This is a genomic window from Streptomyces sp. NPDC020875, assembly GCF_040641415.1.
Lineage (GTDB): Bacteria > Actinomycetota > Actinomycetes > Streptomycetales > Streptomycetaceae > Streptomyces.
Genome location: NZ_JBFADP010000014.1, coordinates 81373 through 107225 on the forward strand (window position 1 = coordinate 81373; position 25853 = coordinate 107225).

The following is a 25853-nucleotide window of genomic DNA, read 5'->3' on the forward strand; positions in this document are numbered from 1 at the left end:
GCGCGCACCACCGGGAAGAGCCCGGTCGTGCCGTTGGTAACACGTGCCACCAGATATCCGGCCGCCCCCGCCCGCCGCCCGCAGTCCGGCGGCGCCGCCCCCGTACCGCACCCGAGCGCCCCCACACGTACCAGACGCACGCCGTTCAGCACCGCGTCCCGCGCGCCGCGACCGCATCCGCCCGCGCGCGGCCGTACCCGCCGAGGGGAATTGTCATGGCACCAGAACCGCCCTTGCTCACCATGTCCGGGATCACCAAGTCGTTCCCCGGCGTCCGCGCCCTCGACGGGGTGGACCTGGAAGTCGCGGCCGGTGAGGTCCACTGCCTCCTCGGCCAGAACGGCGCGGGCAAGTCGACCCTGATCAAGGTGCTCGCCGGGGTCCACCAGCCCGACGACGGCACCATCAGCTGGCGCGGCGAGCCCGTCCGGCTCCGCTCCCCGATCGCCGCCATGCGACTCGGGATCGCCACCATCTACCAGGAACTCGACCTGGTCGAGGGCCTGTCGGTGGCCGAGAACGTCCATCTCGGACACGAACCCACCGCCGCCGGGTTCGTGATCCGGAGCGGCGCCGCCAAGGCCGCCACCACCGGACTGCTGCACCGGCTCGGCCATCCCGAGATCGACCCCGGCCGGGCCGTCGGCGAACTCTCCGCCGCCCAGCGGCAGATCGTCTCCATGGCCCGTGCCCTCTCCCACGACGTCCGGCTGATCGTGATGGACGAGCCGTCCGCCGCCCTCGACCCCGACGAGGTCGACAACCTCTTCCGGATCGTCGCCGAACTCACCGCCGGCGGAGTCGCCGTCGTCTACATCTCGCACCGGCTGGAGGAGATCCGCCGGATCGGCGACCGGGTCACCGTCCTCAAGGACGGCCGGGCCGTCGCCCGAGGGCTGCCCGCCGAGTCCACCCCCACCAACGACGTGGTCGCCCTGATGACCGGCCGCAAGGTGGAGTACGTCTTCCCGCCCCGCCCCGCCGAACCCGTCCCGGCCGCCGCCGAACCCGTCCTCCGGGTCGAAGGGCTCACCCGGAGCGGTGAGTTCGCCCCCGTCGACCTCGAACTCCGCCCCGGCGAGATCGTCGGCCTCGCCGGACTCGTCGGCTCCGGCCGCTCCGAGATCCTGGAGACGATCTACGGCGCCCGCAGGTCCGACGCGGGCCGCGTCCTGGTCGACGGCCGCCCGCTGCGGCCCGGCAGCGTCCGGGCCGCCGTCACCGCCGGAATCGGTCTCGCGCCCGAGGAACGCAAGGCGCAGGGTCTGCTGCTGACCGAGTCCGTCACCCGCAATGTCACCATCTCCGCCCTGTCCCGGTTCGCCCGCGCGGGATGGCTCGACCGGTCCGCCGAACGCGCCGCCGCCCACCGGGCCGTACGGGAGCTGTCGCTGCGCCCCGACAACCCGGACGCCCCCGTCCGTACCCTCTCCGGCGGCAACCAGCAGAAGGCCGTACTGGCCCGCTGGCTGCTCCGCGGCTGCCGGGTACTGCTCCTCGACGAGCCCACCCGGGGGGTCGACGTCGGTGCCAGGGCCGAGCTGTACGCCGTCGTCCGGCGGCTGGCCGACGAGGGCCTGGCCGTACTCCTCGTCTCCAGTGAAGTGCCCGAGGTGCTGGGTCTCGCCGATCGCGTACTGGTGCTGTACGAGGGCCGCGTCGTACATACGGCCGACGCCCGTGACCTGGACGAACACCGAGTCCTCGATCTCGTGATGGAAGGGAATCCGACGGCATGACGCAGCCCGCATCCGCGGCGCGCCAGGACGCGCCGAGCCTCCTGAAGACACCGCCGCCCGCGCCGAAGGGGCCCGCCGCCGGGCTGCGGCTCGACATCCGCAACCTCTCCCTGCTCGGGGTCCTGGTCGCCCTGATCGTGGTCGGCGGCGCCACCAAGCCCGACGAGTTCCTGGCCGTCAGCAACCTCCAGCTGGTGCTCACCCAGGCGTCGATCATCGGTGTGGTCACCGTCGGCATGACCTTCGTCATCACCAGCGGCGGGATCGACCTCTCGGTCGGCGCGATGGTCGCCCTGGCGTCCGTCTGGGCCACCACCGTCGCCACCCAGGAGTTCGGCTTCGCGGGTATCCTCTTCACCGCGATCCTGGTCGGACTCGGCTGCGGACTGGTCAACGGGCTGCTGATCGCCTACGGCGGGCTCGTCCCCTTCATCGCCACCATCGCGATGCTGGCCTCCGCCCGCGGCCTCGCCCTGGAGATCACCGACGGCAAGACCCAGCTCGTCACCGTCGACTCCGTCCTGGACCTGGGCGTCAAGGACGCCTACGTCCTCGGGATCCCCCCGCTGGTACTGATCTTCGCCGCCGTGGTGGCGGTCGGCTGGTTCGTCCTGAACCGGACCACCTTCGGCCGCCGGACCTTCGCCGTCGGAGGCAACCCCGAAGCCGCCCGGCTCGCCGGGATCGACGTCCGGCGCCAGCGGCTCTATCTCTATCTGCTCTCCGGACTCTGCTGCGGCATCGCCGCCTTCATGCTGGTCGTCCTCTCCGGCTCCGGCCAGAACACCAACGGCAATCTGTACGAGCTGGACGCCATCGCCGCGGCCATCATCGGCGGCACCCTGCTCAGCGGCGGCCGGGGCACCGTCGTCGGCTCCGTACTGGGCGTCCTGATCTTCACCACGATCACCAATATCTTCGCCCTCAACAATCTGGAGACCGCCGTCCAGCAGATCGCCAAGGGCGCGATCATCGTCGTCGCCGTCCTGGTGCAGCACCACACCCTGCGCCGCCGCGGCGAGACCTGACCGGCCGTCTCCCACCCCGCCCCCCGCCCCGGCTCCATCACCCTCACCACCCGCCCAGCCGAAGGGTCTGATCCGCCATGCCCGAAATCTCCGTACCGTCCCGCAGAGGACTTCTGTTCGGAACGGCCGCCGTCTCGGCCGGAGCCCTGCTCACCGGCTGTACCAGCAACGAGCCGTCCAAGAAGGAGAGCAATCCGGCCCCGGCCGAAGCCCCGGTCTCCGACGACAAGCCGGGCAAGCCCGTCACCATCGGCTTCGCGGGCCCCCAGGCCGACCACGGCTGGCTCAACGCCATCAACGACAACGCCAGGCAGCGGGCGAAGAAGTACTCCGACGTCACCCTGGAGATCACCGAGGGCTCCAACGACACCGCCGCCCAGATCGGCCAGGTCCAGACCCTGATCAACAAGAAGGTCGACGTCCTCGTCATCCTCCCCGCCGACGGCAAGGCCCTGACCCGGATCGGCCTGGAGGCCATGAAGGCGGGCATCCCCGTGATCAACCTGGACCGGATCTTCGCCTCCCCGCAGGCGTACCGCTGCTGGATCGGCGGCGACAACTACGGCATGGGCCTCAACGCCGGGAACTACATCGGCGAACGGCTCAAGGGCAAGCCGGACGCCAAGGTCGTCGAACTCGCCGGGGTGGACAACCTCGAACTCACCAAACAGCGCACCCAGGGCTTCGACGACGCCCTCAGGAACTACCCCAACATCCGCAAGGTCGCCCGCCAGGCCGCCGACTTCACCGTCGAGTCGGGCCAGGCCAAGATGGCGCAACTGCTCCAGGCCCAGTCCGACTTCGACGCCCTCTGGAACCACGACGACGACCAGGGCGTGGGCGCCCTGCGGGCCATCGCCCAGGCCGGGCGGAAGGACTTCCTGATGGTCGGCGGCGCCGGGGCCAAGTCCGCCATGGACGCGATCAAGGCCGACGACAGCGTGCTCAAGGCGACCGTTCTCTACCCGCCGACGATGTCCGCGTCCGCCGTCGACATCGCCCGCGCCGTGGCCCAGGGCAAGGGCGTCGGTGGGATGGCCGAGATGGAGATCCCGGCCTCGATCACCCTCTACTCGGCCGTCGTCACCAAGGACAACGTCGACCAGTACCTGCCCACCGGCTTCATCTGACCGGCCCGCCAGCGGCCCGGGACCGGCGCAGGGCCCGTGGCCGACCGAGCCAGCCGTACCGCGACGAGGAGGACATCCGTATGGAAGAGCAGGCCGCCCAGGACCCCGGGGCCGCGCCGCCGACGCTCGGCGTCGGCATGGTCGGATACGCGTTCATGGGCGCCGCCCATTCCCAGGGCTGGCGCAATGTGAGCCGGGTCTTCGACCTGCCGGTCCGCCCGGTGCTCGCGGCGATCGCGGGCCGTGACCGGTCCGCCGTCCGGGCCGCCGCCGCACGGCACGGCTGGGCGGCTGCCGAGACCGACTGGCGCGACCTCGTCGCCCGTGACGACGTCCAGCTGGTGGACGTCTGCACCCCGGGCGACTCCCATGCGGAGATCGCGATCGCCGCCCTGGAGGCGGGCAAGCACGTGCTGTGCGAGAAGCCGCTCGCCAACTCGGTGGCCGAGGCGGAGGCCATGGCGGCGGCGGCCGAGGCCGCCGCCGCCCGGGGCCAGCTCGCCATGGTCGGCTTCAACTACCGGCGGGTCCCGGCCGTCGCGTACGCCCGCCGGCTGATCGCCACCGGCCGCCTCGGCGCCCTGCGCCATCTGCGGTTCAGCTATCTCCAGGACTGGCTGGTCGACCCGCTGGCCCCGCTGACCTGGCGGCTGCGGAAGGAGCAGGCCGGCTCGGGCGCGCTCGGCGACCTCGGCGCCCATATCGTCGATCTCGCCCAGCATCTGGCGGGGGAGCGGCTGGTCGGGGTGTCGGCGCTCTCGGAGACCTTCGTACGGGAACGCCCGCTGCCCGCGGGGGTGTCCACCGGGCTCCCGGGCGGCGGGCCCGGCGGCGCGCCGGGCCCCGGCCCCGGCTTCGGCGAGGTCACCGTGGACGACGCGGCCCTCTTCAACGGGCGGCTGGCGTCCGGGGCGCTGGCGTCCTTCGAGGCCACCCGGATGGCCGCGGGCCGCAAGAACGCCCTGCGGTTCGAGATCAACGGGGAGCTGGGCTCCCTCTGCTTCGATCTCGAACGGCTCAACGAACTCTCCTTCCACGACCACACCGAGGCCGCCGTCTCCGCCGGATTCAAACGGATCCTGGTCACCGAGGCCGACCATCCCTATCTGTCGGCGTGGTGGCCTCCGGGGCACGGACTCGGCTACGAGCACACATTCACCCACCAGGCTCGCGATCTGGTGGAGGCGCTGGCGAGCGGAGCCGTACCGTCGCCGTCGTTCGCGGAGGGCCTCCAGGTGCAGCGGGTGCTCGCGGCCGTCGCCCGGAGCGCGGAGAACGACGCGGTCTACACCCCTGTAAACCCGGTGATGCCCGTAGCGCCCGCGGCTCCGGTGATCCCCGTAACCCCCGGATGACCGCCGCGGCACCACGGCGACCGGCGCCCGCCCCCGGCGGCTCCGCCGGTCGCCCCGAGGAACAGGAAGGCCAGGAGGGAACCCATGCCACGTCCGTTCACGCTCTTCACCGGCCAGTGGGCCGATCTGCCCCTGGAGGAGGTGTGCAGACTCGCCCGCGACTTCGGCTACGACGGTCTGGAACTCGCCTGCTGGGGAGATCACTTCGAGGTCGACAAGGCGCTGGCCGACCCCGGCTACATCGAGGGCCGCCGTGCCCTGCTCGACCGGTACGGGCTGCGCTGCTGGGCGATCTCCAACCATCTGGTCGGCCAGGCGGTCTGCGACCACCCCATCGACGAGCGGCACCGCGACATCGTGCCCGCCAGGATCTGGGGCGACGGCGATCCGGAGGGCGTCCGCAGGCGGGCGGCGGCCGAGCTGAAGGACACCGCGCGGGCCGCCGCCGCCCTCGGCGTCGATACCGTCGTCGGCTTCACGGGATCCTCGATCTGGTATCTGGTGGCGATGTTCCCGCCGGTCCCGGAGTCGATGATCGACCGGGGGTACGAGGACTTCGCGGAGCGCTGGAACCCGATCCTCGACGTCTTCGACGCCGAGGGGGTGCGGTTCGCCCACGAGGTCCATCCGAGTGAGATCGCCTACGACTACTGGACCACGCAACGGGCCCTGGCGGCGGTGGATCACCGGCCCGCCTTCGGGCTCAACTTCGACCCCAGCCACTTCGTCTGGCAGGACATCGACCCGGTCGGCTTCCTCTACGACTTCCGGGACCGGATCTACCACGTCGACTGCAAGGAGGCCCGGAAGCGGCTGGACGGCCGCAACGGGCGGCTCGGCTCGCATCTGCCGTGGGGAGACCCCCGGCGCGGCTGGGACTTCGTCTCCGCCGGCCGTGGCGACGTGCCCTGGGAGGACGTCTTCCGGATGCTCCGGTCGATCGGCTACGACGGGCCGGTCTCGGTGGAGTGGGAGGACGCCGGGATGGACCGGCTGACCGGAGCGCCACAAGCGCTTTCCGCCCTGAAACGCTTTGACTTCGAGCCGCCGGCCGCGTCCTTCGACGCCGCCTTCAGTAGCTCGGACTGAGCCCGTGACCCGATAACCCAGCAGGTCAGTACCGGTTCTTCGGTCCGGTGGCCGCTTCCGCCGCCGGGCCGGTCCGGGCTGCCCGCACCCCTCTTTGTCCTGTGGTGGGGAAAAGTCGAAGTTCCCCGCCGCGCAAGGGCTTTCCGTCCGGGACGAACCGGTCTACCGTCCCTGATGTGTTCAGTCCCTAGCTGGTTCCCGGTGTGACGGCGCACTCCGGTTCCACGTTTCCCGCCCGTTCGACCGGTCCCTACCGGAGGAGATTCGTGCACCCGAAACGAAGCAGAACACGACCGCGCAGAGCCCTGGCGCTCCTGACCGGAGCCCTGCTCGCCGCGGGCTCGTTCACCGTCACCGCGCCGCAGACCGCGACCGCCGCCCCCGCGTCCGCCGCCGAGCCGGCCGCCGACTCCTTCCAGCAGGTCACCCTCGCGAAGGGGGCGGCGGAGACCGGCGAACCGATGTCCATGGCCGTACTGCCGGACCGGAGTGTGCTGCACACCTCCCGCAACGGCGAGCTGCGGATGACCGATTTCACGGGCGCGACCCGGATCGTCGGGAAGATCCCGGTCTACTCGCACGACGAGGAGGGGCTCCAGGGGATCGGTCTCGATCCCAAGTTCGCGCAGAATCGTTTCGTCTATCTCTATTACGCACCTCCGATGAACACCCCCGCCGGTGACGCCCCCAATGAGGGCACGGCGGAGCAGTTCGCCGAGTGGGAGGGGGTCAACCGGCTCTCCCGCTTCGTCCTCAAAGCGGACGGCACCCTCGACGGCGCCAGCGAGAAGAAGATCCTCGACGTCCCCGCCACCCGGGGCATCTGCTGCCATGTCGGCGGCGATATCGACTTCGACGCCCAGGGCAATCTCTGGCTCTCCACCGGCGACGACTCCAACCCCTTCGCCTCCGACGGCTACACCCCCGTCGACGACCGGCCGGGCCGCAACCCCGCCTACGACGCCCGCCGCACCTCGGGCAACACCAATGATCTGCGCGGCAAACTGCTGCGGATCAAGGTGAACGACGACGGGTCGTACTCCGTGCCCGAGGGGAACCTCTTCGCACCCGGGACACCCGGGACACGGCCCGAGATCTACGCGATGGGCTTCCGCAACCCGTTCCGGTTCAGCGTCGACCCGAAGACCGGTACCGCGTACGTGGGCGACTACGGCCCCGACGCCGCCAACGCCGACCCCCGGCGGGGCCCGGCCGGAGCCGTCGGCTTCGTCAAGGTCGACAAGCCCGGCAACTTCGGCTGGCCCTTCTGCAACACCTTCAACCAGCCCTACACCGACTGGGACTTCGCCACCAAGCAGCCCGGGGCGACCTTCGACTGCAAGGCGCCCAGGAACGAATCCCCGCACAACACGGGCCTGGTCGACCTGCCGCCCGCGCAGAAGGCGTGGATCCCGTACGACGGCGGCTCCGTCCCCGAGTTCGGCACCGGCGGCGAGTCCCCGATGGGGGGTCCCGTCTACCGCTACGACCCGGACAACCCGTCGCCGGTGAAGTTCCCCGAGGCGTACGACGGCGACTACTTCGCCGGGGAGTTCGGCCGCCGGTGGATCAAGCGGATCGAGCAGACCGGCGACGGCTCCGTCGCCAAGATCAATCCGTTCCCGTGGACCGGTACCCAGGTCATGGACATGCAGTTCGGTCCGGACGGCGCGCTGTACGTCCTCGACTACGGCACCGCCTGGTTCGGCGGCAACGAGCACTCCGCCCTCTACCGGATCGAGAACGCCACCGGGGGCCGCTCGCCGTCGGCGGAGGCCGAGGCCAACCGGACCTCCGGCAAGGCGCCCCTGCGGGTCGCGTTCTCCTCCGCCGGGACCACCGACCCGGACGGCGACGCCCTGACCTACGCCTGGGACTTCGGCGACGGCGCCACCTCGACCGCCCCGAACCCCACCCACACCTACCGCAAGAACGGCACCTATACCGCGACCCTCACGGTCAAGGACCCCACCGGCCGGATCGGTGGCGCGAGCGTCCGGGTCGTGGTCGGCAACACCGCGCCCACGGTCGTCCTGGAGGCGCCCGCCGACGGAGCCCTGTTCTCCTTCGGCGACGAGGTCCCGTTCAAGGTGAAGGTCACCGACCCCGAGGACCAGGCGTCCGGGGGAGTGGACTGCTCGAAGGTCACCGTCAGCTACTTCCTCGGCCACGACAGCCATGCCCACAAGCTGACCAGCGCCAACGGCTGCTCCGGCACCATCAAGACCCCCGGTGACGGCGGCCACGACCCGAACGCCAATATCTACGGAGTCCTCGTCGCCGAGTACACCGACCGGGCCGGGGGCGGCCAGGAGGCGCTGACCGCCAAGGACGAACTCCAGCTCCAGCCCCGCCACCGGCAGGCCGAGCACTTCGGCGCCCAGTCCGGGATCCGTACGTACGACAAGCCCACCGCCAACGGCGGCCGGACCGTCGGCGATATCGACAACGACGACTGGATCTCCTTCAAGCCCTACAACCTGGCCGGAGCCACCAAGCTCACCGCCCGGATCTCCTCCGGCGGCGCCGGTGGCTTCCTCGAAGTCCGCACCGGCTCCCCGACCGGGAAGATCCTCGGCTCCGGGCCGATCCCGGTGACCGGCGGCTGGGAGGTCTTCCAGGACGTGGACATCCCCCTGCGGGGCGTCCCGAAGAAGTCCACCGAACTCTTCCTGGTCTTCAAGGGCGGCGCCGGAGCCCTCTACGACCTCGACGACTTCACCTTCTCCAACAGCCCGCCGGACCGGACCGCCAAGCGCGTACTGGTCTTCTCCAGGACGGCGGGATTCCGGCACGACGCCATCCCCGCCGGGGTCGCGGCCCTGAAGGAACTCGGCAAGGGCAGCAACATCACCGTCGACGCCACCGAGTCCGCGGCCCAGTTCACCACCGCCAACCTGGCCCGCTACGACTCCGTCGTCTTCCTCTCCACCACCGGAGACGTGCTCGACGCGGAGCAGCAGAAGGCGTTCGAGAACTACATCCGCACCGGCGGCGGCTATATGGGCGTCCATGCCGCGGCCGACACCGAGTACGACTGGAAGTTCTACGGCGGTCTGGTCGGCGCCCACTTCAGCAGCCATCCGCAGATCCAGTCCGCGACCGTCCGGGTCGAGGACCGGGGCCACCCCGCGACCAAGCACCTGGACGCCGAGTGGACCCGTACCGACGAGTGGTACGACTATCGCACCAACCCGCGCGACCAGGTGCGCGTCCTCGCCACCCTCGACGAGACGACCTATCAGGGCGGCACCATGAAGGGCGACCACCCGATCGCCTGGTGCCAGACCTACGAGGGCGGCCGGTCCTTCTACACCGGCGGCGGCCACACCAAGGAGTCGTACGCCGAGCCCGCCTTCCGGCAGCATCTGCTCGGCGGGCTGCGTACCACGTCCGGCCAGATCAAGGCCGACTGCAAGCCCGCCAAGGGCGAGCGGGCCGTCTTCAACGGCAAGACCCTCGACGGCTGGAAGCAGGCCGGGCCCGGGAAGTTCACCGTCGCCGACGGCGAACTGCGGTCCGAGGGCGGCATGGGGCTGCTCTGGTACCAGGCCCGGGAGCTGAAGGCGTACAGCCTGAAGCTGGACTGGAAGCTCGCGGGCGACGACAACTCCGGGATCTTCGTGGGCTTCCCCGCCTCCGACGACCCCTGGTCGGCCGTGAACAAGGGCTACGAGATCCAGATCGACGCCACCGACGTCCCGGCCCGGACCACGGGCTCCGTCTACGGCTTCAAGTCGGCCGACCTCAAGGCCCGTGACCGGGTGCTCCGGCCGCCGGGCCAGTGGAACTCGTACGAGATCAAGGTGCAAGGGGATCGGCTCCAGCTCTTCCTCAACGGCGCGAAGATCAACGACTTCACCAACACGGACCCGAACCGCAGCCTGAAGGACGGTCATATCGGGCTCCAGAACCACGGGGCCGCCGACCAGGTGTCCTTCCGGAACATCACCCTGAAGGAGCTGCCCTCCTAGCCGGAGCCGGAGCCGGAGCCATACGGATCGGCCGGACGAACGAGGCCGCGGGGTCCCGTGAGTCCGGCGCGATCCACCCGGCCCGGCCGGGGCGGCGCCGCCGAGAACGGCGGCGGGCGGGGAGGCGCCGTACCCCCCGCCCGCCGTCCCCCACCGGCCCACCCGGTTCACGGACCCCGCCCACCCCGACCGTCCCCGGTCCCCGCCCCGCCCCGCTCCGCCCGTCGGCGGGGCCGGGATCCCCGCCCCGGAAACAGGAACGACGCGAGGAGAGAGCCGTGCCGCAGGAATCCGCCCCCGGCGAACCCGACCCGATGCGCGCAGCCACCCCGGACGCGACCCCGGACCACGAGGCACGGACCGGTGTCTGGCTGATCGGAGCGCGCGGCTCCGTCGCGACGACCGCCGTCGCGGGCTGCGCCGCGCTCACCGCCGGACTCCGCCCGCCGACCGGCATGGTCACCGAGACCCCGCCGTTCGCCGAAGCCGGACTGCCCGCCCTCCGCTCCCTCGTCTTCGGCGGCCACGACACCGTCTGTGTCCCGCTGTCCAAACGCGCCGAGGAACTCACCGACGCGGGCGTCCTGCCGCCCGGACTGGTCCGCGCGGTCCACGCCGACCTGGCCGCCGCGGACGCCGGGATCAGGCCCGGCGGCCCCCAGCCCGGTGACCCCCGTACCGACGAAGAGCTGATCACCGCCTTCACCGCCGACCTCACCGCCTTCCGGGACCGGCACCGGCTCGCCCGGGTGGTCGTGGTCGACGTCTCCAGCACCGAGCCCGTACCCGAACCGGGCGCGACCCGTCTCGCGCCCTCGTCGCTGTACGCCGCCGCCGCGATCCGGGCCGGCTGCCCCTTGGTGAACTTCACCCCTTCCACCGGGCTCCGGACCCCCGCCCTCCTGGCCGCCGTCGCGGCCCGCGGTCTTCCCCACGCGGGCCGCGACGGCAAAACCGGCCAGACCCTGCTCCGCTCCGTCCTCGCGCCGATGTTCGTCCAGCGCGCCCTCACCGTCCGGGCCTGGTCCGGTACGAACCTCCTGGGCGGCGGGGACGGGGCGGCCCTCGCCGACCCGGCCGCCGCGGCGGCGAAGAACGCGGGCAAGGAACGCGTACTCGCCGACGTCCTCGGCACCGCCCCCGAAGGCACGGTGCACATCGACGACGTCCCGGCGCTCGGCGACTGGAAGACCGCCTGGGACCACATCGCCTTCGAGGGCTTCCTCGGCTCCCGGATGATCCTCCAGACCATCTGGCAGGGCTGCGACTCGGCGCTCGCCGCGCCCCTCGTCCTCGACCTGGTCCGGCTCGTGGCCCGCGCCCATGAACGGGGCATCACGGGCCCGCTGCCCGAACTCGGCTTCTACTTCAAGGACCCGGACGGCGGCTCCTCGTCGCTCTCCGACCAGTTCACGGCGCTCCTCGGCTTCGCGGACCGGCTGCGGGACCCGCGATGAGCCCGGCGACGCTGTTCGGCCGGATCGCGGCCCCCGCCGCCGGGCGCGCCCCGGCCGCCGGAATCGCCCGGCTGCTCGCGGCGCTGGCCGTCCCGGGCCGCCGGGAGCGGTCCGCGTCCACCGCGGTGCCCGCGTTCGTACGCGGGCTCGCCCGGCCCCTCGCCCCTCCGGCACCCGCGCGGACCGGCCACCGGGCCGCCACCTGCTCCTCGCACCCGCCCCGCGCGGCGGGACCGGCCCCGAACGCGGGGGCGGAGGACGCGGGGCGGCGGTCGGACCGCCGGGGCCCGTCCGGCCCCGGGCGAGCGGACGGGACGATCCCGGTGGTCCCCGGCCCGCGCCGCGCCACGCACCGGCGCCCTGCCGACGGGCCGTCCGCGCCCGCCGACGGCCTCGGACCACCGGCCCGGCGGGTGGCCCTGTCGGCCGATGACTCCGCCTCCGGCGCCGTACCGCCCGCCCCCGGAGCTACCACCGGGGAAGCGGCCGACAGCGGCCGGGGCGGGCCCCGTGCGGCGGCCCGCCGGGACACCGGACCGATCGACGGCCCCGGCCGCCGGAGGGCGGACGGTGCGACCGGCTCCGGCGACGGCCGGTCCTCCACCCGGGACGGGCGGATCCCCGGGGCGGTTCCGCTTGCCGGGGAGACGTCCCTCAATCGGCCATCCCCGTCCGCCGGAGACGTCGACGCCGTCGACCACGGGCCCCGGGGGCTCTATGCTCCCGCCCACCGTCGGCGGTGCCACGAACCCGGCCGCGCGGCGGGTGGCTCCGTCCCGGGGGTGCGGTCGGCGCACTCCCGGGACGTCCGGCCCGCCATCGGCGACCGGGCCCGTGCCTGGGCCGAGTTGTTCCGGGTCTCCGCCGTCCTCTCCGTCCCGGGCGACGCCCTCGCGGGCGCGGCCGCCCGTGGTCTTCGGCCCGATCGCGGCACCCTGCTCGCGGTGGGCGCCTCGGTCTGCCTCTACGAGGCGGGCATGGCGCTCAACGACTGGGCCGACCGGGCCGAGGACGCCGCCGAACGCCCCCACCGGCCCGTGCCCTCCGGCCGGATCGCCCCCGCCGCCGCCCTCGCCGCCGCCACGGCCCTCACGGCGACGGGCCTGGCCCTGGCCGCCCGCGCGGGCCGCCCGGCCGCCGCTGTCGCCACGGCGCTCGCGGCCACGGTCTGGTCGTACGACCTCCATTGGAAGCACACCCGGTTCGGCCCGGCGGCCATGGCCGGCGCCCGGGCGCTCGATCTCCTGCTGGGAGCGACGGCGACGGGCGGCGCCCGGGAGCACCGCGCGCCCGGCCCCGGGGCCGTACCATCCTCGTCGCGTCCCGCCGCCGGAAACCCCCCGGCCGTGTCCCGGTGGCCGGTACCCGGCGCCCGCGCCGGTTCCGGAGCCGTACCTCCCCCGTCCCGTCCCGGCGCCGAAGGCCCGGCCACCGCACCCCCGTCGGCGCGCCCGGGACCCGGGCCCGCCCGGCCGGGTACGACCGCCGCCCGCCCGCCCCGGCCCTCCGGACAACTCCCGGCCGTCCTGCGGGCCGCCGCCGTGCTCGGCGCGCACACCTACGCCGTCACCGCCGTCTCACGGCACGAGGTGTCCGGCGGTTCGGTACGGGCGCCGCTCGGCGCGCTCGCCCTGGTGGCCGGGATCGCGGGGGCCGCCGCCCGGGAGGGCCGGGCCGTTCCGGCGGCGCTCGCCGCCGCGTACGCCCGTACCGCCGCCGTGCCGTACGCGCACGCCGCCCTCAACCCGTCGCCCCCGCTGACCGAACGGGCCGTCGGCGGCGGCATCCGGGCCGTGATCCCCCTCCAGGCCCTGCTCGCGGCCCGTACGGGACAGCCGTCCGGCACGGTGACCGCCCTCGCCCTGATGACCCTGCCACCGGCCGCCCGTGCCCTGGCCCGCCGGGTGAGCCCGACATGACGTCCGCCTCCGGCGGGCGCCGCACCCCGGCCGGAAGCGACCGCGTACCGCCGCGCACGCACACGGAAGGAGAGCCGCGATGAACGGGCCGAACCTCGGATACGGCACCAACGGACTGACCGACCTCCGGCTCCCCGACGCCCTCGCGCTCCTCGCCGACCTCGGCTACGACGGCGTCGGACTGACGCTCGACCATATGCATCTCGACCCCCTCGCGCCCGGCCTCGCCCGGCGTACGGGGGAGACCGCCGCCCTGCTCGACCGGTACGGACTCGCCGTCGCCGTCGAGACCGGGGCGCGCTACGTCCTCGACCCGCGCCGCAAACACGGCCCGTCCCTGGTCGACCCCGACCCCGGGGGCCGGGCCGCCCGGACCGCCCTCCTCGTCACCGCTGTCCGGGTCGCCGCCGGACTCGGCGCCACGGCCGTGCACTGCTTCAGCGGCATCGCCCCACCCGATACGGACCCCGAAACCTCCTGGCGCCGGTTCGCCGACGCCCTGGCGCCCGTGATCGACGCCGCCGGGACCGCCGGGATCCCCCTCGCCGTGGAGCCCGAGCCCGGCCATCTGCTCGCCCGGCTGGCCGACTTCCACCGGCTCCGGGAACTCCTCGGCGACCCGGAGCCGCTGGGGCTGACCCTCGACATCGGGCACTGCCGGTGCCTGGAGGAGGAGAGCCCGGCCGACTGCGTCCGGTCGGCCGCGCCCTGGCTCCGCCACGTACAGATCGAGGACATGCGCCGGGGCGTCCACGAACATCTGCCGTTCGGCGACGGCGAGATCGACTTCCCGCCGGTACTCGAAGCCCTCACCGGCACCGGCTACACCGGGCTGACCGTGGTCGAACTGCCCCGGCACTCCCACGCGGGCCCCGAACAGGCCGCCGCCTCGATCGACTTCCTCCGCCGGGCGGCGACGAAGGGGGCGGTCGCGTGCTGACGCCCCGCCGCGAGCTGACGGCCGCCCTCGACCCGACGGCCCGCGACTGGTTCACCACGGCACTCGCCGAGGCGCGTACGGCCCGGGAGGCCCCTGCTCGCACCACCGCCCCCTGGGAGTCCGCCTTCGCCGCCGCCGGACGGCACCTCGGCGCCCCGCACACCGACGCCGGACGCGTCCACCTCCTCACCGAGGCCGACGCAGGCCCCGATACCCTCGCCCGGCTCTACCACCGGGGCACCGCCGCCGAACGACGGGCCGTACTCCTCGCCCTGCCCCACCTCCGCGGGCTCGCCGACCGCCCCGGCGCCGCCGTCGACCTCGTCGAGGACGCCCTGCGGACCAACGACAACCGGCTGGTGGCCGCCGCCGTCGGCCCGTACGCCGCCGCCCATCTCGACCCCCACACCTGGCGGCACGCCGTACTCAAATGCCTCTTCACCGGCGTCCCGCTGACCGCCGTCGACGGGCTCGCCCGGCGCGCCCGGGGCGATACCGAACTCGCCCGGATGCTCACCGACTACGCCGCCGAGCGCACCGCCGCCGCCCGCCCCGTACCCCCCGATCTGACGGCCGCCCTCACCCTCACCGGCGCGCCGCACCAGGAGGTCTGACCCCATGCGCATCTTCGACCCCCATATCCATATGACCTCCCGCACCACCGACGACTACCGGGCGATGTCCGACGCCGGGGTCCGCGCCCTGGTCGAGCCCGCGTTCTGGCTCGGCCAGCCCCGCACCTCACCCGGCACCTTCTACGACTACTTCGACGCCCTGCTCGGCTGGGAGCCGTACCGCGCCGCCCAGTACGGCATCGCCCACCACTGCGCCATCGCCCTCAACCCCAAGGAGGCCAACGACCCCCGCTGCCGCCCCGTACTCGACGAACTGCCCCGCTACCTCGTCAAGGACGGCGTCGTCGCCGTCGGCGAGATCGGCTACGACGCGATGACCCCCGCCGAGGACGAAGCACTCGCCGCCCAGCTCCAGCTCGCCGCCGAACACGGCCTGCCCGCCCTCGTCCACACCCCCCACCGCGACAAGCTCACCGGCCTGCGGCGGACCGTCGACGTCGTCCGGGAGTCCGGGCTGCCCGCCGACCGGGTCCTCCTCGACCACCTCAACGAGACCACCGTCGAGTTCGCCCTCGACAGCGGCTGCTGGCTCGGCTTCTCCGTCTACCCCGAAACCAAGATGGACGAGGACCGGATGGTCGCCCTCCTCACCACCTACGGCACCGAACGCGTCCTGGTGAACTCCGCCGCCGACTGGGGAAAGAGCGACCCCCTGAAGACCCGCCGCGTCGGCGACGCCATGCTCGCCGCCGGATTCTCCGCCGCCGACGTCGACCGTGTGCTCTGGCACAACCCCGTCGACTTCTACGGACTCAGCGGCAGGCTCCGGCTCGACCTCCCCACCGCCGGGACGGCCGCGGGCGCCCTCCACGAGGGGAACTCCGTCCTGCGCGGCGGGGAATGAGCCGGGGAGGCCGACGACGATGCGCTTCCGCCACCCCGACGGCTCCACCGTCCACCTCTCCTACTGCACCAACGTCCACCCCGCCGAAACCCTCGAAGGCGTCGTCGCCCAACTCCGCGACGACTGTGAACCCGTCCGGCGCCGCCTCGGCCGCGACCGCCTCGGGATCGGGCTCTGGCTCGCCAGGGGCGCCGCCCGCGCCCTGGTCACCGACCCCGCCGCGCTCCGAGCCCTCCGCGCCGAACTCGACCGCCGGGGCCTGGAAGTCGTCACCCTCAACGGCTTCCCCTACGACGGCTTCGGCACCGGCGAGGTCAAATACCGGGTCTACCGGCCCGACTGGACCGAACCCGAACGCCTCGCCCACACCACCGACCTCGCCCGGGTCCTCGCCGCCCTCCTCCCCGACGACACCACCGACGGCACCATCTCCACCCTGCCCCTCGGCTGGCGCACCCGCTTCCACCCCGGCGCCGACGACCCCGCCGCCACCGATCCCGCGTCGGCCGCCCGCCGCGCCCTGACCACCCTCGGCGAACGACTCGACGCCCTCGCCGAACTCACCGGCAAATCGATCCGGGCCGCCCTCGAACCCGAACCCGGCTGCGTCGTCGAGACCACCGCCGACGCCATCGCCCCGCTCACCGCGATCGGCTCACCGAGAATCGGCCTCTGCCTCGACACCTGCCATCTCGCCACCTCCTTCGAAGACCCGGCCACCGCCGTCGACGCCCTCACCGCCGCCGGAATCACCATCCCCAAAGCCCAGCTCTCCGCCGCCCTCCACGCCGAGGAACCCCACCTCCCCGCCGTACGGGACGCCCTCGCCGCCTTCGCCGAACCCCGCTTCCTCCACCAGACCCGGACCCGCGCCCCCGGCGGCGGCCTCCTCGGCACCGACGACCTCACCGAAGCCGTCCGCCCCGACGGGCCCCTGCCCGACGACCGGCCCTGGCGCTCCCACTTCCACGTACCCCTGCACGCCCCGCCCGCGCCCCCGCTCACCTCCACCCTGCCGGTCCTGCGCGACGCCCTCACCCGGCTCGTCGGCCCCTCCCCGCTCACCCACCACCTGGAGGTCGAGACCTACACCTGGCAGGCGCTCCCCGCCGGACAGCGGCCCAGGACCCGAGCCCAACTGGCCGACGGCATCGCCGCCGAACTCGCCCTCGCCCGCGACCTCCTCACCGACCTCGGCCTGAAGGAACTCCCGTGACAGCCGTCCCGCCCAAGCCGCCGGAGCCGCCCGCCGACGCCCCGGACCGGCCCACACCCCTCCTGGTCGTGGACGTCGTCGGACTCACCCCCGCCCTCCTCGACCACATGCCGACGCTGCGCAGGCTCGGCGACGAAGGCTCCCGGGCCCCGCTGTCGACCGTACTGCCCGCCGTGACCTGCGCCGCCCAGTCCACCTTCCTCACCGGAACCCTCCCCGCCGAACACGGCATCGTCGGCAACGGCTGGTACTTCCGCGAACTCGGCGACATCCTGCTCTGGCGCCAGCACAACGGACTCGTCTCCGGCGACAAACTCTGGGACGCCGCCCGCCGCGTCCACCCCGGCTACACCGTCGCCAACATCTGCTGGTGGTACGCGATGGGCGCCGACACCGACATCACGGTCACCCCCCGTCCCGTCTACTACGCCGACGGCCGCAAGGAACCCGACTGCTACACCAGGCCCCCCGCCCTCCACGACGAACTGACGTCCCGGCTCGGCACCTTCCCCCTCTTCCACTTCTGGGGCCCCGGCGCCGACCTGGTCTCCAGCCGGTGGATCGTGGACGCCACCCGTCACATCCTCGACACCCGCCGCCCCGACCTCGCCCTCTGCTATCTGCCGCACCTGGACTACGACCTCCAGCGGTACGGCCCCGAGGACCCCCGCTCACACCGGGCCGCCGCCGAACTCGACACCGTGATCGCCCCCCTGCTCGCGGACGCCCGGCGCGAGGGCCGGACCGTCGTCGTCCTCTCCGAATACGGCATCACCCGGGTCTCCCGCCCCGTCGACATCAACCGCGCCCTGCGCCGCGCCGGGTTCCTGGAGGTCCACACCCAGGACGGAATGGAGTACCTCGACGCGATGGCGTCCCGCGCCTTCGCCGTCGCCGACCACCAGACCGCCCATGTCTACGTCAAAAGGCCCGAAGACCTTCCGGCGGTACGGGAGGTCCTGGAGGGGCTGCGAGGAGTCGAGGAGATCCTGGACGACGAGGGCAAGAAGGCGTACGGACTCGACCACCCCCGCTCCGGTGAACTGGTCGCCGTCGCCGAGCCCGACGCCTGGTTCACGTACTACTACTGGCTGGACGACGCCCGGGCGCCCGACTTCGCCCGGCTCGTGGAAATCCACCGCAAACCCGGCTACGACCCCGCCGAACTCTTCATGGACCCGGACGACCCCTATGTCCGCCTCAGGGCGGCGGGGGCGATCGCCCGGAAGAAACTCGGGATGCGCTACCGGCTCGCGGTCGTCCCCCTCGACCCGGCCCCGATCCGCGGCAGCCACGGCCGCCTCCCCGCGAGCGACGACGAAGGTCCGCTCCTGCTGTGCTCCACCCCCCGCGCCGTCGAGGGCCGAGTGGCGGCCACCGATGTGAAGTCCCTGCTGCTGCGGCTCGCCGGCCTCGGCACCGCGCACCCGGAAGCACCCGAAGAAAGCGAGTAACCGTGCCCTTCCCCAGATCTTCCTCCCCTGCCTCCTCCTCTCCTTCTTCCTCTGAGGAATCGCTGCGCCGGGCGCTGGGAGTCCACCGCCGCCGCTTCCTCACCACATGTACGGCGGTGGGCGCGGCGGCCGTCGCCGCCCCCGTCTTCGGCGCCTCGCCCGCCCTGGCCCACGGCCGCGGCCGGGACGACGACGATCACGACCACGGCCATGACCGGAAGGCGCTCGTCCCCGCCGACAAGCGGGGCCTGATCCTCTACACGGTCCGCGACGCCATCGGCCGCGACCCCGGCACCACCGAGCTGCCGTCCGGCTTCCGCGAGGTCTTCCGCGAGCTGTCCCGCTACGGCTACCGCCAGATCGAGTTCGCGGGCTACGGCCAGCACGCCAACGCCCCCGGCGGCGCGAACCTGGACTCCGTCGCCGGAGCCCGCCTCCTCCGCTCCTGGCTGGACGACTACGGCCTCCGGGCCCGCGGCAACCACGGCTTCATCCCCGGCTCCTGGCCGCTCACCACCCCCGACCTCGACCGCTTCAAGCAGGCGCTGGAGATCGCCAATATCCTCGGCACGGGCCATATGGGCACCGGCGGCGACCCCACCTGGGGCTCCACCAAGGCCGAATGGGACGAGGCCGCCGACAAGTGGAACACGCTGGGCGCGATCGCCCGCCGCGCGGGCATCAAGCTCTACACCCACAACCACGACACGGCCTACGACTTCCTCCTCGACGGCGGCCCCCTCGACACCCAGGGCCGCCCCACCCGCAGCTCCGGCATCCGCAAACTGGAGTACTTCCTCCGCCACACAGACCCGAGGAACGTCTATCTGGAAATGGACGTCTTCTGGGCCCACGTCGCCCGGTACAAGTTCCACACCTTCACCGCCCACGACGGCACCCGCGTCCGCCGGATCTTCGACCCGGCCGCCCTCGTCGCCCGCCAGAACAAGCGCTACCCCCTCTTCCACGCCAAGGACGGCGTGGTGAACCCGGCGAGCGGCATGGGGTACGACATGGTCCCCTTCGGCACCGGCGACATCGACTACCGCCGCTTCTTCTCCCGCGTGGGGCAGCGGAACTTCCACAACCCGATGGTCGAACAGGACAACGCCCCGAACGGCTCGGTTCCCGGCCAGTCCCTGGAGCACGCCCGCACCGGCTACCGCAACCTCGCGACCCTCCGCCGCCACTGATGCCCCCCGCGTTACACCCCGCCGACCCCGGGTGGCCTCCCGTACCCCCTCCACCCCACCGGGAGGCCACCCACGACCGGCCGGATCGCGTCTGTCCTCCCGTCGTGCCCGTCACTACGTTCCAGGGAAACCCACACCTCTCCGAGACGGGGGAAACACATGCGTGCGCTCTCGGTGACGATCCGGTCACTCCTGCCCGTGATCCTCGCGACCGGCGCCCTGACCGCCGGCACCACCGCCCCGGCATCCGCCGGACCCGCCCAGACCTGTTACGGCGGCTCCGTCCCCTACACCTCTGCCCACAGCCCGGACTCCGGCTTCCAGGAGTGGCCGGCCAACGAGGCCACGACCGGCCCCAACTGCGCGGACATCAATATCCGCCCCACCCAGGGAGTCGAGGTCAGGGTCTGCTTGATCGCGACCGGCACCTGCAACGGCTGGACCTGGGCCCCCGCGAACAGCTGGACCGTGATCGCCTCCGGCGTACCCGACAACACGCACTACTTCCTCCGCTTCAAGGCCCCCAGCAACGGCCGCGTCGCCGACTGACCAACCCGGGCCACGCCCCCGACCGGGCTCCCCGCCACCATCCCGGGGAGCCCTCGGAAGGTCACGCACCGTAATGCCTCGTGACACCTCGGCCCGCCGCCCGCCCGGCGATCTCCGGAAACCCCCGCTCACCCCACTGACCATGGAAAACGTGGTCGATGAGCGCTCCCATCCCCTGGTATTGTTGTCCATGTCGCCAAGGGGAACACCCCCGAGGCGCTCACCTGAGTCCGGGTGGCGGAATGGCAGACGCGCTAGCTTGAGGTGCTAGTGCCCTTTATCGGGCGTGGGGGTTCAAGTCCCCCCTCGGACACCAGCATGGACGTTCACGAGATCGTCCCGAAGCGTTCACGAATTACCGGTCGAGTCATGTGACTCGCCGGTATTTCGTCGTTTCTGGGGCCTTGAGCCTCGTGATCGGCTCGATGAGGGGGTGAGGCGGTGGCGGTCCAGGTACTGCGCCTCTCACCTGCGGAAACAAGACATGCCTGCGCGACGGCTGGTAGCCGTGGCGCAGGCATGTGGAGTTTTCAGGGGGCGGAGCGCGACGGAGGTGTGTCACTCGCGTGGCGGAGGCTCGACCTGCTCGTTCGGAAGCGGTCGTGCCAGGGGCGGGGCGGAGGGCTCACCGGGTTGGGTTGCGGCGCTCTGTGTGCCGGCTTTGCGGGGCTGGATGCCCTGGTCGCGGAGGAACCGTCGGATGGCTCTGAGGTTCGCCACGAAGATGATGACGGCATTGAGCAGGGTCTGCGCGACGCGTCCGTGCGGCAGGCGGAGCTGGGGATTGTCGATGCTGTCGAGGGCGGACTTCTTGAGGTTGCCGTTGCCGCCCTCGTTCTGACTGCGCAGTCCTGACCAGGCTTCCTGCCACAGAGGGGTGAACAGGGGGTATTTCTGTCGCCACTTGGCCAACACGGTGCCCGGGACGGTGATGCTCTTCCCTCTGCAGATGTCGGGGTAGACGGGGGTGTCCCGCTTGGGCCTGGGGATGGTGGGCAGGGCTGCGGGGGTACGGACAGTGGGGGCGTCGAGGTCGACGACGGTGGACGGGCGTAGCTGGGGCCGGCGGTAGCAGGTGACCGTGGCGTGCGGCCCGAGGGCGGGGCACTGTCTGCGCTGGTCCCCTGCGGGCCCGTACTCCTTGATCTTGGTCTGGTAATTCTTCCGGGACTGGATCAGGTTGAGTGCGTGGGCGCGGTCCTCGTCCGTGCGGCTGTCGATGTATATGGCGCCCGCAGTGATGAGCGGGGCGGGCATCAGCGGGCAGTAGAACTCGCCGCCGACCAGCTGCATGCCACGGAACTCTCCCTGCCGGTCGACCCTGTCGTCGTTGTAGTGCTTCACCGCGTTGAGGCCGAGTTTGAGCAGTTGCAGATGCAGGTTGTGAGGCTTGGCCTGGGTGATGCCCCGGTCGGCGCAGAACAGTTCTTTGACCAGGCCTCGTTCGAAGGCCGGCCGGATGGCGCGCAGGGCGGCCGGACCGGGTTCGGTACCCGGGGTGCGAAGGATCATGCCGAGGCGGACCGCGGGGTAGGCGCCGGCGAGGTCGCCATCGCCATAGCCCGGGAAAGCGGTCATCCTCCGTCGTCCCCGCAGGAGCTGCCCGGTGGCGCAGCGGGCGGGGGCCTGCTGCGCCACCGGGTAGGCCACCCGCTGGGGTATCGGCCCGCGACTCGGTCCACCGGACAAGTCGGTGCGGGCCGAACTTGCCCCCGCAATGCGGAAGGGTGACGTGGGGGCATACCGGACTCGGTGCCGCGACGCATTGCAAACAATGTCGCCGAGGCCCATCCTGAGCTTCAGTCGAGTGTGTCTCGGCCGATTCGGCGGCTGAGACAAGAGGGGGCGACATGACCGGTTTCGGGACTTGGCCCGGGCATACGCCGGTGATCGGGCGTCAGAGCGTCGGAGGCCCGGGGCGCCGCTGATGAGGTTCGTCCCACTGGACCACCGAAGGGTCCAGACCGCGGTCATCGGAGACAGGTACTCCGGCTACCCTGTGATCCTGCCCATGGATCATCACGAACTGGACCACTGGCGCAAGCTGCACCCCGACTACACCTACTGGTGCGGGATCCAGCTGGGCGGCTGCGGCGGTGAGTTGAGTGACCGGCGCTACACCGGCAAGGTGTGCCACTTCGCCCACCACCCCAATGCCGTGTGCCATCGCACCGCCAACGGTGAGTCCAGCGCCGATCACCTCTTCATCAAGCGCGGTGTGGAGCGACTGCTCGAACGGCAGGGTGTGCCGGGCAAGGTCAGCATCCGGGATCTCGGCGCCGGCCCGGGCGGTGCCGTGGATCTGCTCGCTCCGGGCATACGACTCCGAGTGAGGTTCCAGCTCGGTGCTCTCGACTTTCCGGCCTGGCGTCACGCTGCCGACAAGTTCGACGAGGACGCCGTCGGCGTGGACTGGATCTTCGCGCAGGACGGTCCGGTCACCCGGGAGCTGCTGGACCGTCAGGGCTTCCTGCTCCGGGTCCGCCTCGTCACCCACGGCGGAGAGCGTCGCGTCCACATCGGACTGCAGACACACGGACATTCGCTGCACTGGGCGCCGTTGGAGGAGTGCACGCTGTCGCCGACGGGCCTGCTCACCCCACACTTGGAGAGCGTGCGCCCGTCCCGGCTCCGTCCCGAACCCGCAGGCTTCCCCGTCCAGGGTGCTCTGGTCTTCGCTCCCGTACCGGGCGGCGAGGCCATGGATAGCGGGCCCGTTGTGGTCGGCGGGGATCGGCGTCTGCTTGCCGCTTACGTCAAGCCTGACGGCGGCGCGGTCACCCGGGCCTTTCTCTCCGTTCCCGCGGACACTGAAATCCCGCTCGCGGGGCAGGTTTACCGCGTGCCTGACGGAGCGCGTGTTCTTGTGGCGGACGGCGGAACGGGTTGGATCGTGGCCGCTGAGCGCTTCATCCGCCTGAACGCCGACCAGGCACAACGCACCGGGCTGTGGTCACCTCCCTCTGTCCCGGCCGTTGCATGCGAACGGTCTCCTGTGGGTGGGCCAGGCCAGGCCGGCGCACTCGCGGAGAGTTCCGCCGACGCTTCGAGGTCCACGTCCACGGCCGGGACCGCGGCTGACGACGATGGGCCTTCGGGCGGGGCGAATCACCGGCCTGGGAACAGCAAGCGGGCCAGGGACCTGATCAGTCAGCTTCGCCCGCTCGAAGGCGCTCTGGGAGAGGCAGCCGGGAAGCAGGTCACCCGGGCCATCAACGGCGCCGAGTTGTGGCTGGCCGCTGCGGCGAACGATCGTGGAGGCGCGGCGAACGAGGGTGGTCGGCATGTGCGGCAGTTGGAACTCGCGCTCAGGGCCGCGAGACGCGACCTGCGGCTGGAAGACGAGGCGCTTCCCTCGGTGCGCCCGCTCAGTCCCTGAGGGCGGCATCGGTGAGCCTTCCCGAACCGGGTGTTCCGTGCGACCCGATCGGCACCGCAAGGGCGGAGGCGTCGAGGAATCCGGGGTTGCCGTGCGAGACCGGGGCGGGGGTCTCGCACGTGCCGAAGTTCACCGCGAGGCTGCGGGCCGGCGCGGCCAAGTGCTGACTGCTCCGGGAGTAGTTGCAGTTGGAGACGTATGTCAGTGGTGCCGGATAATCTGCGGGGGTGTATGAGATGACCGACCCCGTGGCGGCCCGGCAAGCCGCCATCGCGGCTGAGAGACGTCGGCTGGCCGAGCAGAGGCAGCGACGTGAGGCTACCCCCTCGCACGGCACCAGTGGATTCGTCGTTCGTAAGTGGCGGTGGCTCGGCGTGAACGGCGCCGAAGCCGTGAGCGCCGTGCAGGAAGTGCTGGAGGAACTGCAGCAGGCGAACGGCGGTGAAGGTGCGGACGGCGGCGGTCATCACAAGAAGGAGCTGCGCAAGGCGGTCGAGGGTTCTCCCGCGGCGGACACTTTGCTGCCCGCAGTCGGAGCACTGCTGAGGCAGTGCACGCCCACGGACGTCCTGAGGCACCTTCGGACTCTGCACGCCGCAGGAGTGGAGTGGCTCACACCTGAGGGGACGGACCGCCTGGCGGTTATCTGCTCCACCGCCCCCAGTCTGTTGCTGGCCCGCTCGTCCCGAAGCCTGACCGGTGGGCCCGCTTACTCGCTGTTCACCTCGGTCGCCATGGGCGGAGCCGTGCCCGTGCCCAGGACACTGCTTCCCGAGGTGCTCCGTTGGGCTCCGCTGCCCGTCGTCGACGACCTTATCGAGCACGGCGGGATCCTGCCGGAGGACGACCCGTGGGCGTACCGGGGCGACGACGAGGCACTCTACCTGCGTGCCCGACTGGTGCCGGGGCAGGTGACGCGGGACGAGGCCCGTGCCCTGGACTGGACGTGGTTCCTGCGTCGCGAGGAATTCGTGTCCGGCGAGGAACCGGACACCGACGGGTCCGCTGCCGACGGCCGGCCGGACGTCTGGGACCTGCTGGTCGAGGTATCCGTGGGAGACACCACGCGCCTTCAGGAGCTGGATGCCGCGCTTCCCCAGGAACAGCGCATCCAGCTGCGCAATCTCAAGGCCGGATCCCACGAGGGGAACTGGCCCCGGAACTTCCTTGCCGACCGCGGCCTGTGGGCGCTGATGTCCACGCTGTGGGACCCCCAGTCCACCGTCGATCCGCGGCTCAGCGACTTCCATGCCTGGACGGCCATTCGCAGAGCGTACGACCTTGTGATCGAAGGCCGCGTGGAGGAGGCCGGACGGCAGTCCGCGGCATTCGACCGCCCGTCGAAGCCTGGCAGGAAACCTCCGCCGAGTATGCGGGGCATTCTGCCCGAAGCCCTCAACATCGCTGCCTACGCCGCTCTCGCACGTGAGGATCTGCCGGACGCCGAGGCGTTGACGGAACGCGCGGTGGCGCTGACCGACGAAGCGACGGGCAACCTTCGGCTCATACGCGTATGGTGCTCGACGCCCAAGAACAGCCGTGATCCCCTCACCAATCCGTACCTGGATCTCGGCCTGCCGCACGGCTCCGCCGACTGGGAGACCCGATACCGCGAGCTCGTCCGCGAGTCACGCTTCGACACGGCGAAGTACGCGCGGCTCAACATGATCCGCGGTCGTCTCGACCAGGCGCGCCGGAACGAAGCCGGAGATGCGGTCTTCTTCAGGTTGCCCTTGACCCACTCGGTCTACGAGGCACCCGACGACGTGCCGCGGTCCATGGTCCCGCCGTTGGAGCCCTTGCCGCGGCGCACACCCGCCACCAGCGGGGCGGACATGGAGGCCGTGCGTGCGCGGGCCGCCGTCGAGCTCCTCCAGGACTTCCGTACCACGCCACCACGTCTTGACCGCCACCGATCCAGGTAGTGGTCGCACACGCCGTCCGAGAACACC

At 71.9% G+C, this 25853-nt stretch carries 18 protein-coding genes and 1 tRNA gene; 18 read left to right on the top strand and 1 reads right to left on the bottom strand.

Annotation, left to right across the window (positions count from 1 at the left end):
• Positions 1-215 precede the first annotated feature (215 nt).
• The 16 genes from AB0G74_RS10510 (at position 216) to AB0G74_RS10585 (ending at position 20838) form a co-directional block, all read left to right on the top strand.
• Complete coding sequence (locus AB0G74_RS10510) at positions 216-1739, top strand: sugar ABC transporter ATP-binding protein (RefSeq protein ID WP_361143055.1); 1524 nt, start codon at positions 216-218, stop codon at positions 1737-1739.
• Positions 1736-2767, top strand: a complete 1032-nt coding sequence (locus AB0G74_RS10515; protein ID WP_361143058.1) for an ABC transporter permease — start codon at positions 1736-1738, stop codon at positions 2765-2767. The genes AB0G74_RS10510 and AB0G74_RS10515 overlap by 4 nt, the downstream gene beginning before the upstream one ends.
• 77 nt (positions 2768-2844) lie before the next feature.
• Positions 2845-3897, top strand: coding sequence for a substrate-binding domain-containing protein (locus tag AB0G74_RS10520; protein ID WP_361143060.1), 1053 nt, complete (start codon positions 2845-2847; stop codon positions 3895-3897).
• A gap of 80 nt (positions 3898-3977) precedes the next feature.
• Complete coding sequence (locus tag AB0G74_RS10525) at positions 3978-5252, top strand: Gfo/Idh/MocA family oxidoreductase (protein WP_361143062.1); 1275 nt, start codon at positions 3978-3980, stop codon at positions 5250-5252.
• A gap of 84 nt (positions 5253-5336) precedes the next feature.
• A complete protein-coding gene (locus AB0G74_RS10530) occupies positions 5337-6341 on the top strand; it encodes a sugar phosphate isomerase/epimerase family protein (protein ID WP_361143065.1) in 1005 nt (334 codons plus the stop codon).
• 266 nt (positions 6342-6607) lie between these two features.
• On the top strand, positions 6608-10315 hold the full coding sequence (locus AB0G74_RS10535) for a ThuA domain-containing protein (protein WP_361143068.1): 3708 nt from the start codon (positions 6608-6610) through the stop codon (positions 10313-10315).
• A 314-nt stretch (positions 10316-10629) separates the two neighbouring features.
• Entirely contained in the window at positions 10630-11772 is a 1143-nt protein-coding gene (locus AB0G74_RS10540) for an inositol-3-phosphate synthase (protein ID WP_361143203.1), read from the top strand.
• A gap of 782 nt (positions 11773-12554) precedes the next feature.
• Positions 12555-13691 (top strand): SCO3242 family prenyltransferase, encoded by a 1137-nt coding sequence (locus AB0G74_RS10545; protein ID WP_361143206.1) that lies wholly within the window; start codon positions 12555-12557, stop codon positions 13689-13691.
• A 79-nt stretch (positions 13692-13770) separates the two neighbouring features.
• A complete protein-coding gene (locus tag AB0G74_RS10550; RefSeq protein ID WP_361143071.1) occupies positions 13771-14631 on the top strand; it encodes a sugar phosphate isomerase/epimerase family protein in 861 nt (286 codons plus the stop codon).
• On the top strand, positions 14625-15245 hold the full coding sequence (locus tag AB0G74_RS10555) for an EboA domain-containing protein (RefSeq protein ID WP_361143074.1): 621 nt from the start codon (positions 14625-14627) through the stop codon (positions 15243-15245). The genes AB0G74_RS10550 and AB0G74_RS10555 overlap by 7 nt, the downstream gene beginning before the upstream one ends.
• A gap of 4 nt (positions 15246-15249) precedes the next feature.
• The gene (locus AB0G74_RS10560) at positions 15250-16110 is read left to right on the top strand and encodes a TatD family hydrolase (protein WP_361143077.1); all 861 of its coding nucleotides are present in this window, start codon (positions 15250-15252) and stop codon (positions 16108-16110) included.
• A gap of 19 nt (positions 16111-16129) precedes the next feature.
• Complete coding sequence (gene eboE / locus AB0G74_RS10565) at positions 16130-17326, top strand: metabolite traffic protein EboE (RefSeq protein ID WP_361143080.1); 1197 nt, start codon at positions 16130-16132, stop codon at positions 17324-17326.
• Entirely contained in the window at positions 17323-18780 is a 1458-nt protein-coding gene (locus tag AB0G74_RS10570; protein ID WP_361143083.1) for a nucleotide pyrophosphatase/phosphodiesterase family protein, read from the top strand. Before eboE ends, AB0G74_RS10570 begins: the two co-directional genes overlap by 4 nt.
• 2 nt (positions 18781-18782) lie before the next feature.
• Positions 18783-19973, top strand: a complete 1191-nt coding sequence (locus tag AB0G74_RS10575) for a sugar phosphate isomerase/epimerase family protein (protein ID WP_361143086.1) — start codon at positions 18783-18785, stop codon at positions 19971-19973.
• 159 nt (positions 19974-20132) lie between these two features.
• Positions 20133-20522, top strand: a complete 390-nt coding sequence (locus tag AB0G74_RS10580; protein ID WP_361143089.1) for a hypothetical protein — start codon at positions 20133-20135, stop codon at positions 20520-20522.
• Positions 20523-20750: 228 nt separating this feature from the next.
• Positions 20751-20838, top strand: a tRNA-Leu gene (locus tag AB0G74_RS10585).
• Positions 20839-21080: 242 nt separating this feature from the next.
• Here the strand turns inward: AB0G74_RS10585 and AB0G74_RS10590 are convergent.
• Positions 21081-22100 (bottom strand): hypothetical protein, encoded by a 1020-nt coding sequence (locus tag AB0G74_RS10590; protein WP_361143092.1) that lies wholly within the window; start codon positions 22098-22100, stop codon positions 21081-21083.
• Positions 22101-22533: 433 nt separating this feature from the next.
• On the opposite strand from AB0G74_RS10590, the gene AB0G74_RS10595 reads away from it, so the two are divergent.
• The gene (locus AB0G74_RS10595; protein WP_361143095.1) at positions 22534-23901 is read left to right on the top strand and encodes a hypothetical protein; all 1368 of its coding nucleotides are present in this window, start codon (positions 22534-22536) and stop codon (positions 23899-23901) included.
• A gap of 236 nt (positions 23902-24137) precedes the next feature.
• Positions 24138-25826: a hypothetical protein gene (locus AB0G74_RS10600; protein WP_361143098.1), complete on the top strand. Its 1689-nt coding sequence runs from the start codon at positions 24138-24140 to the stop codon at positions 25824-25826.
• Positions 25827-25853: the final 27 nt, after the last annotated feature.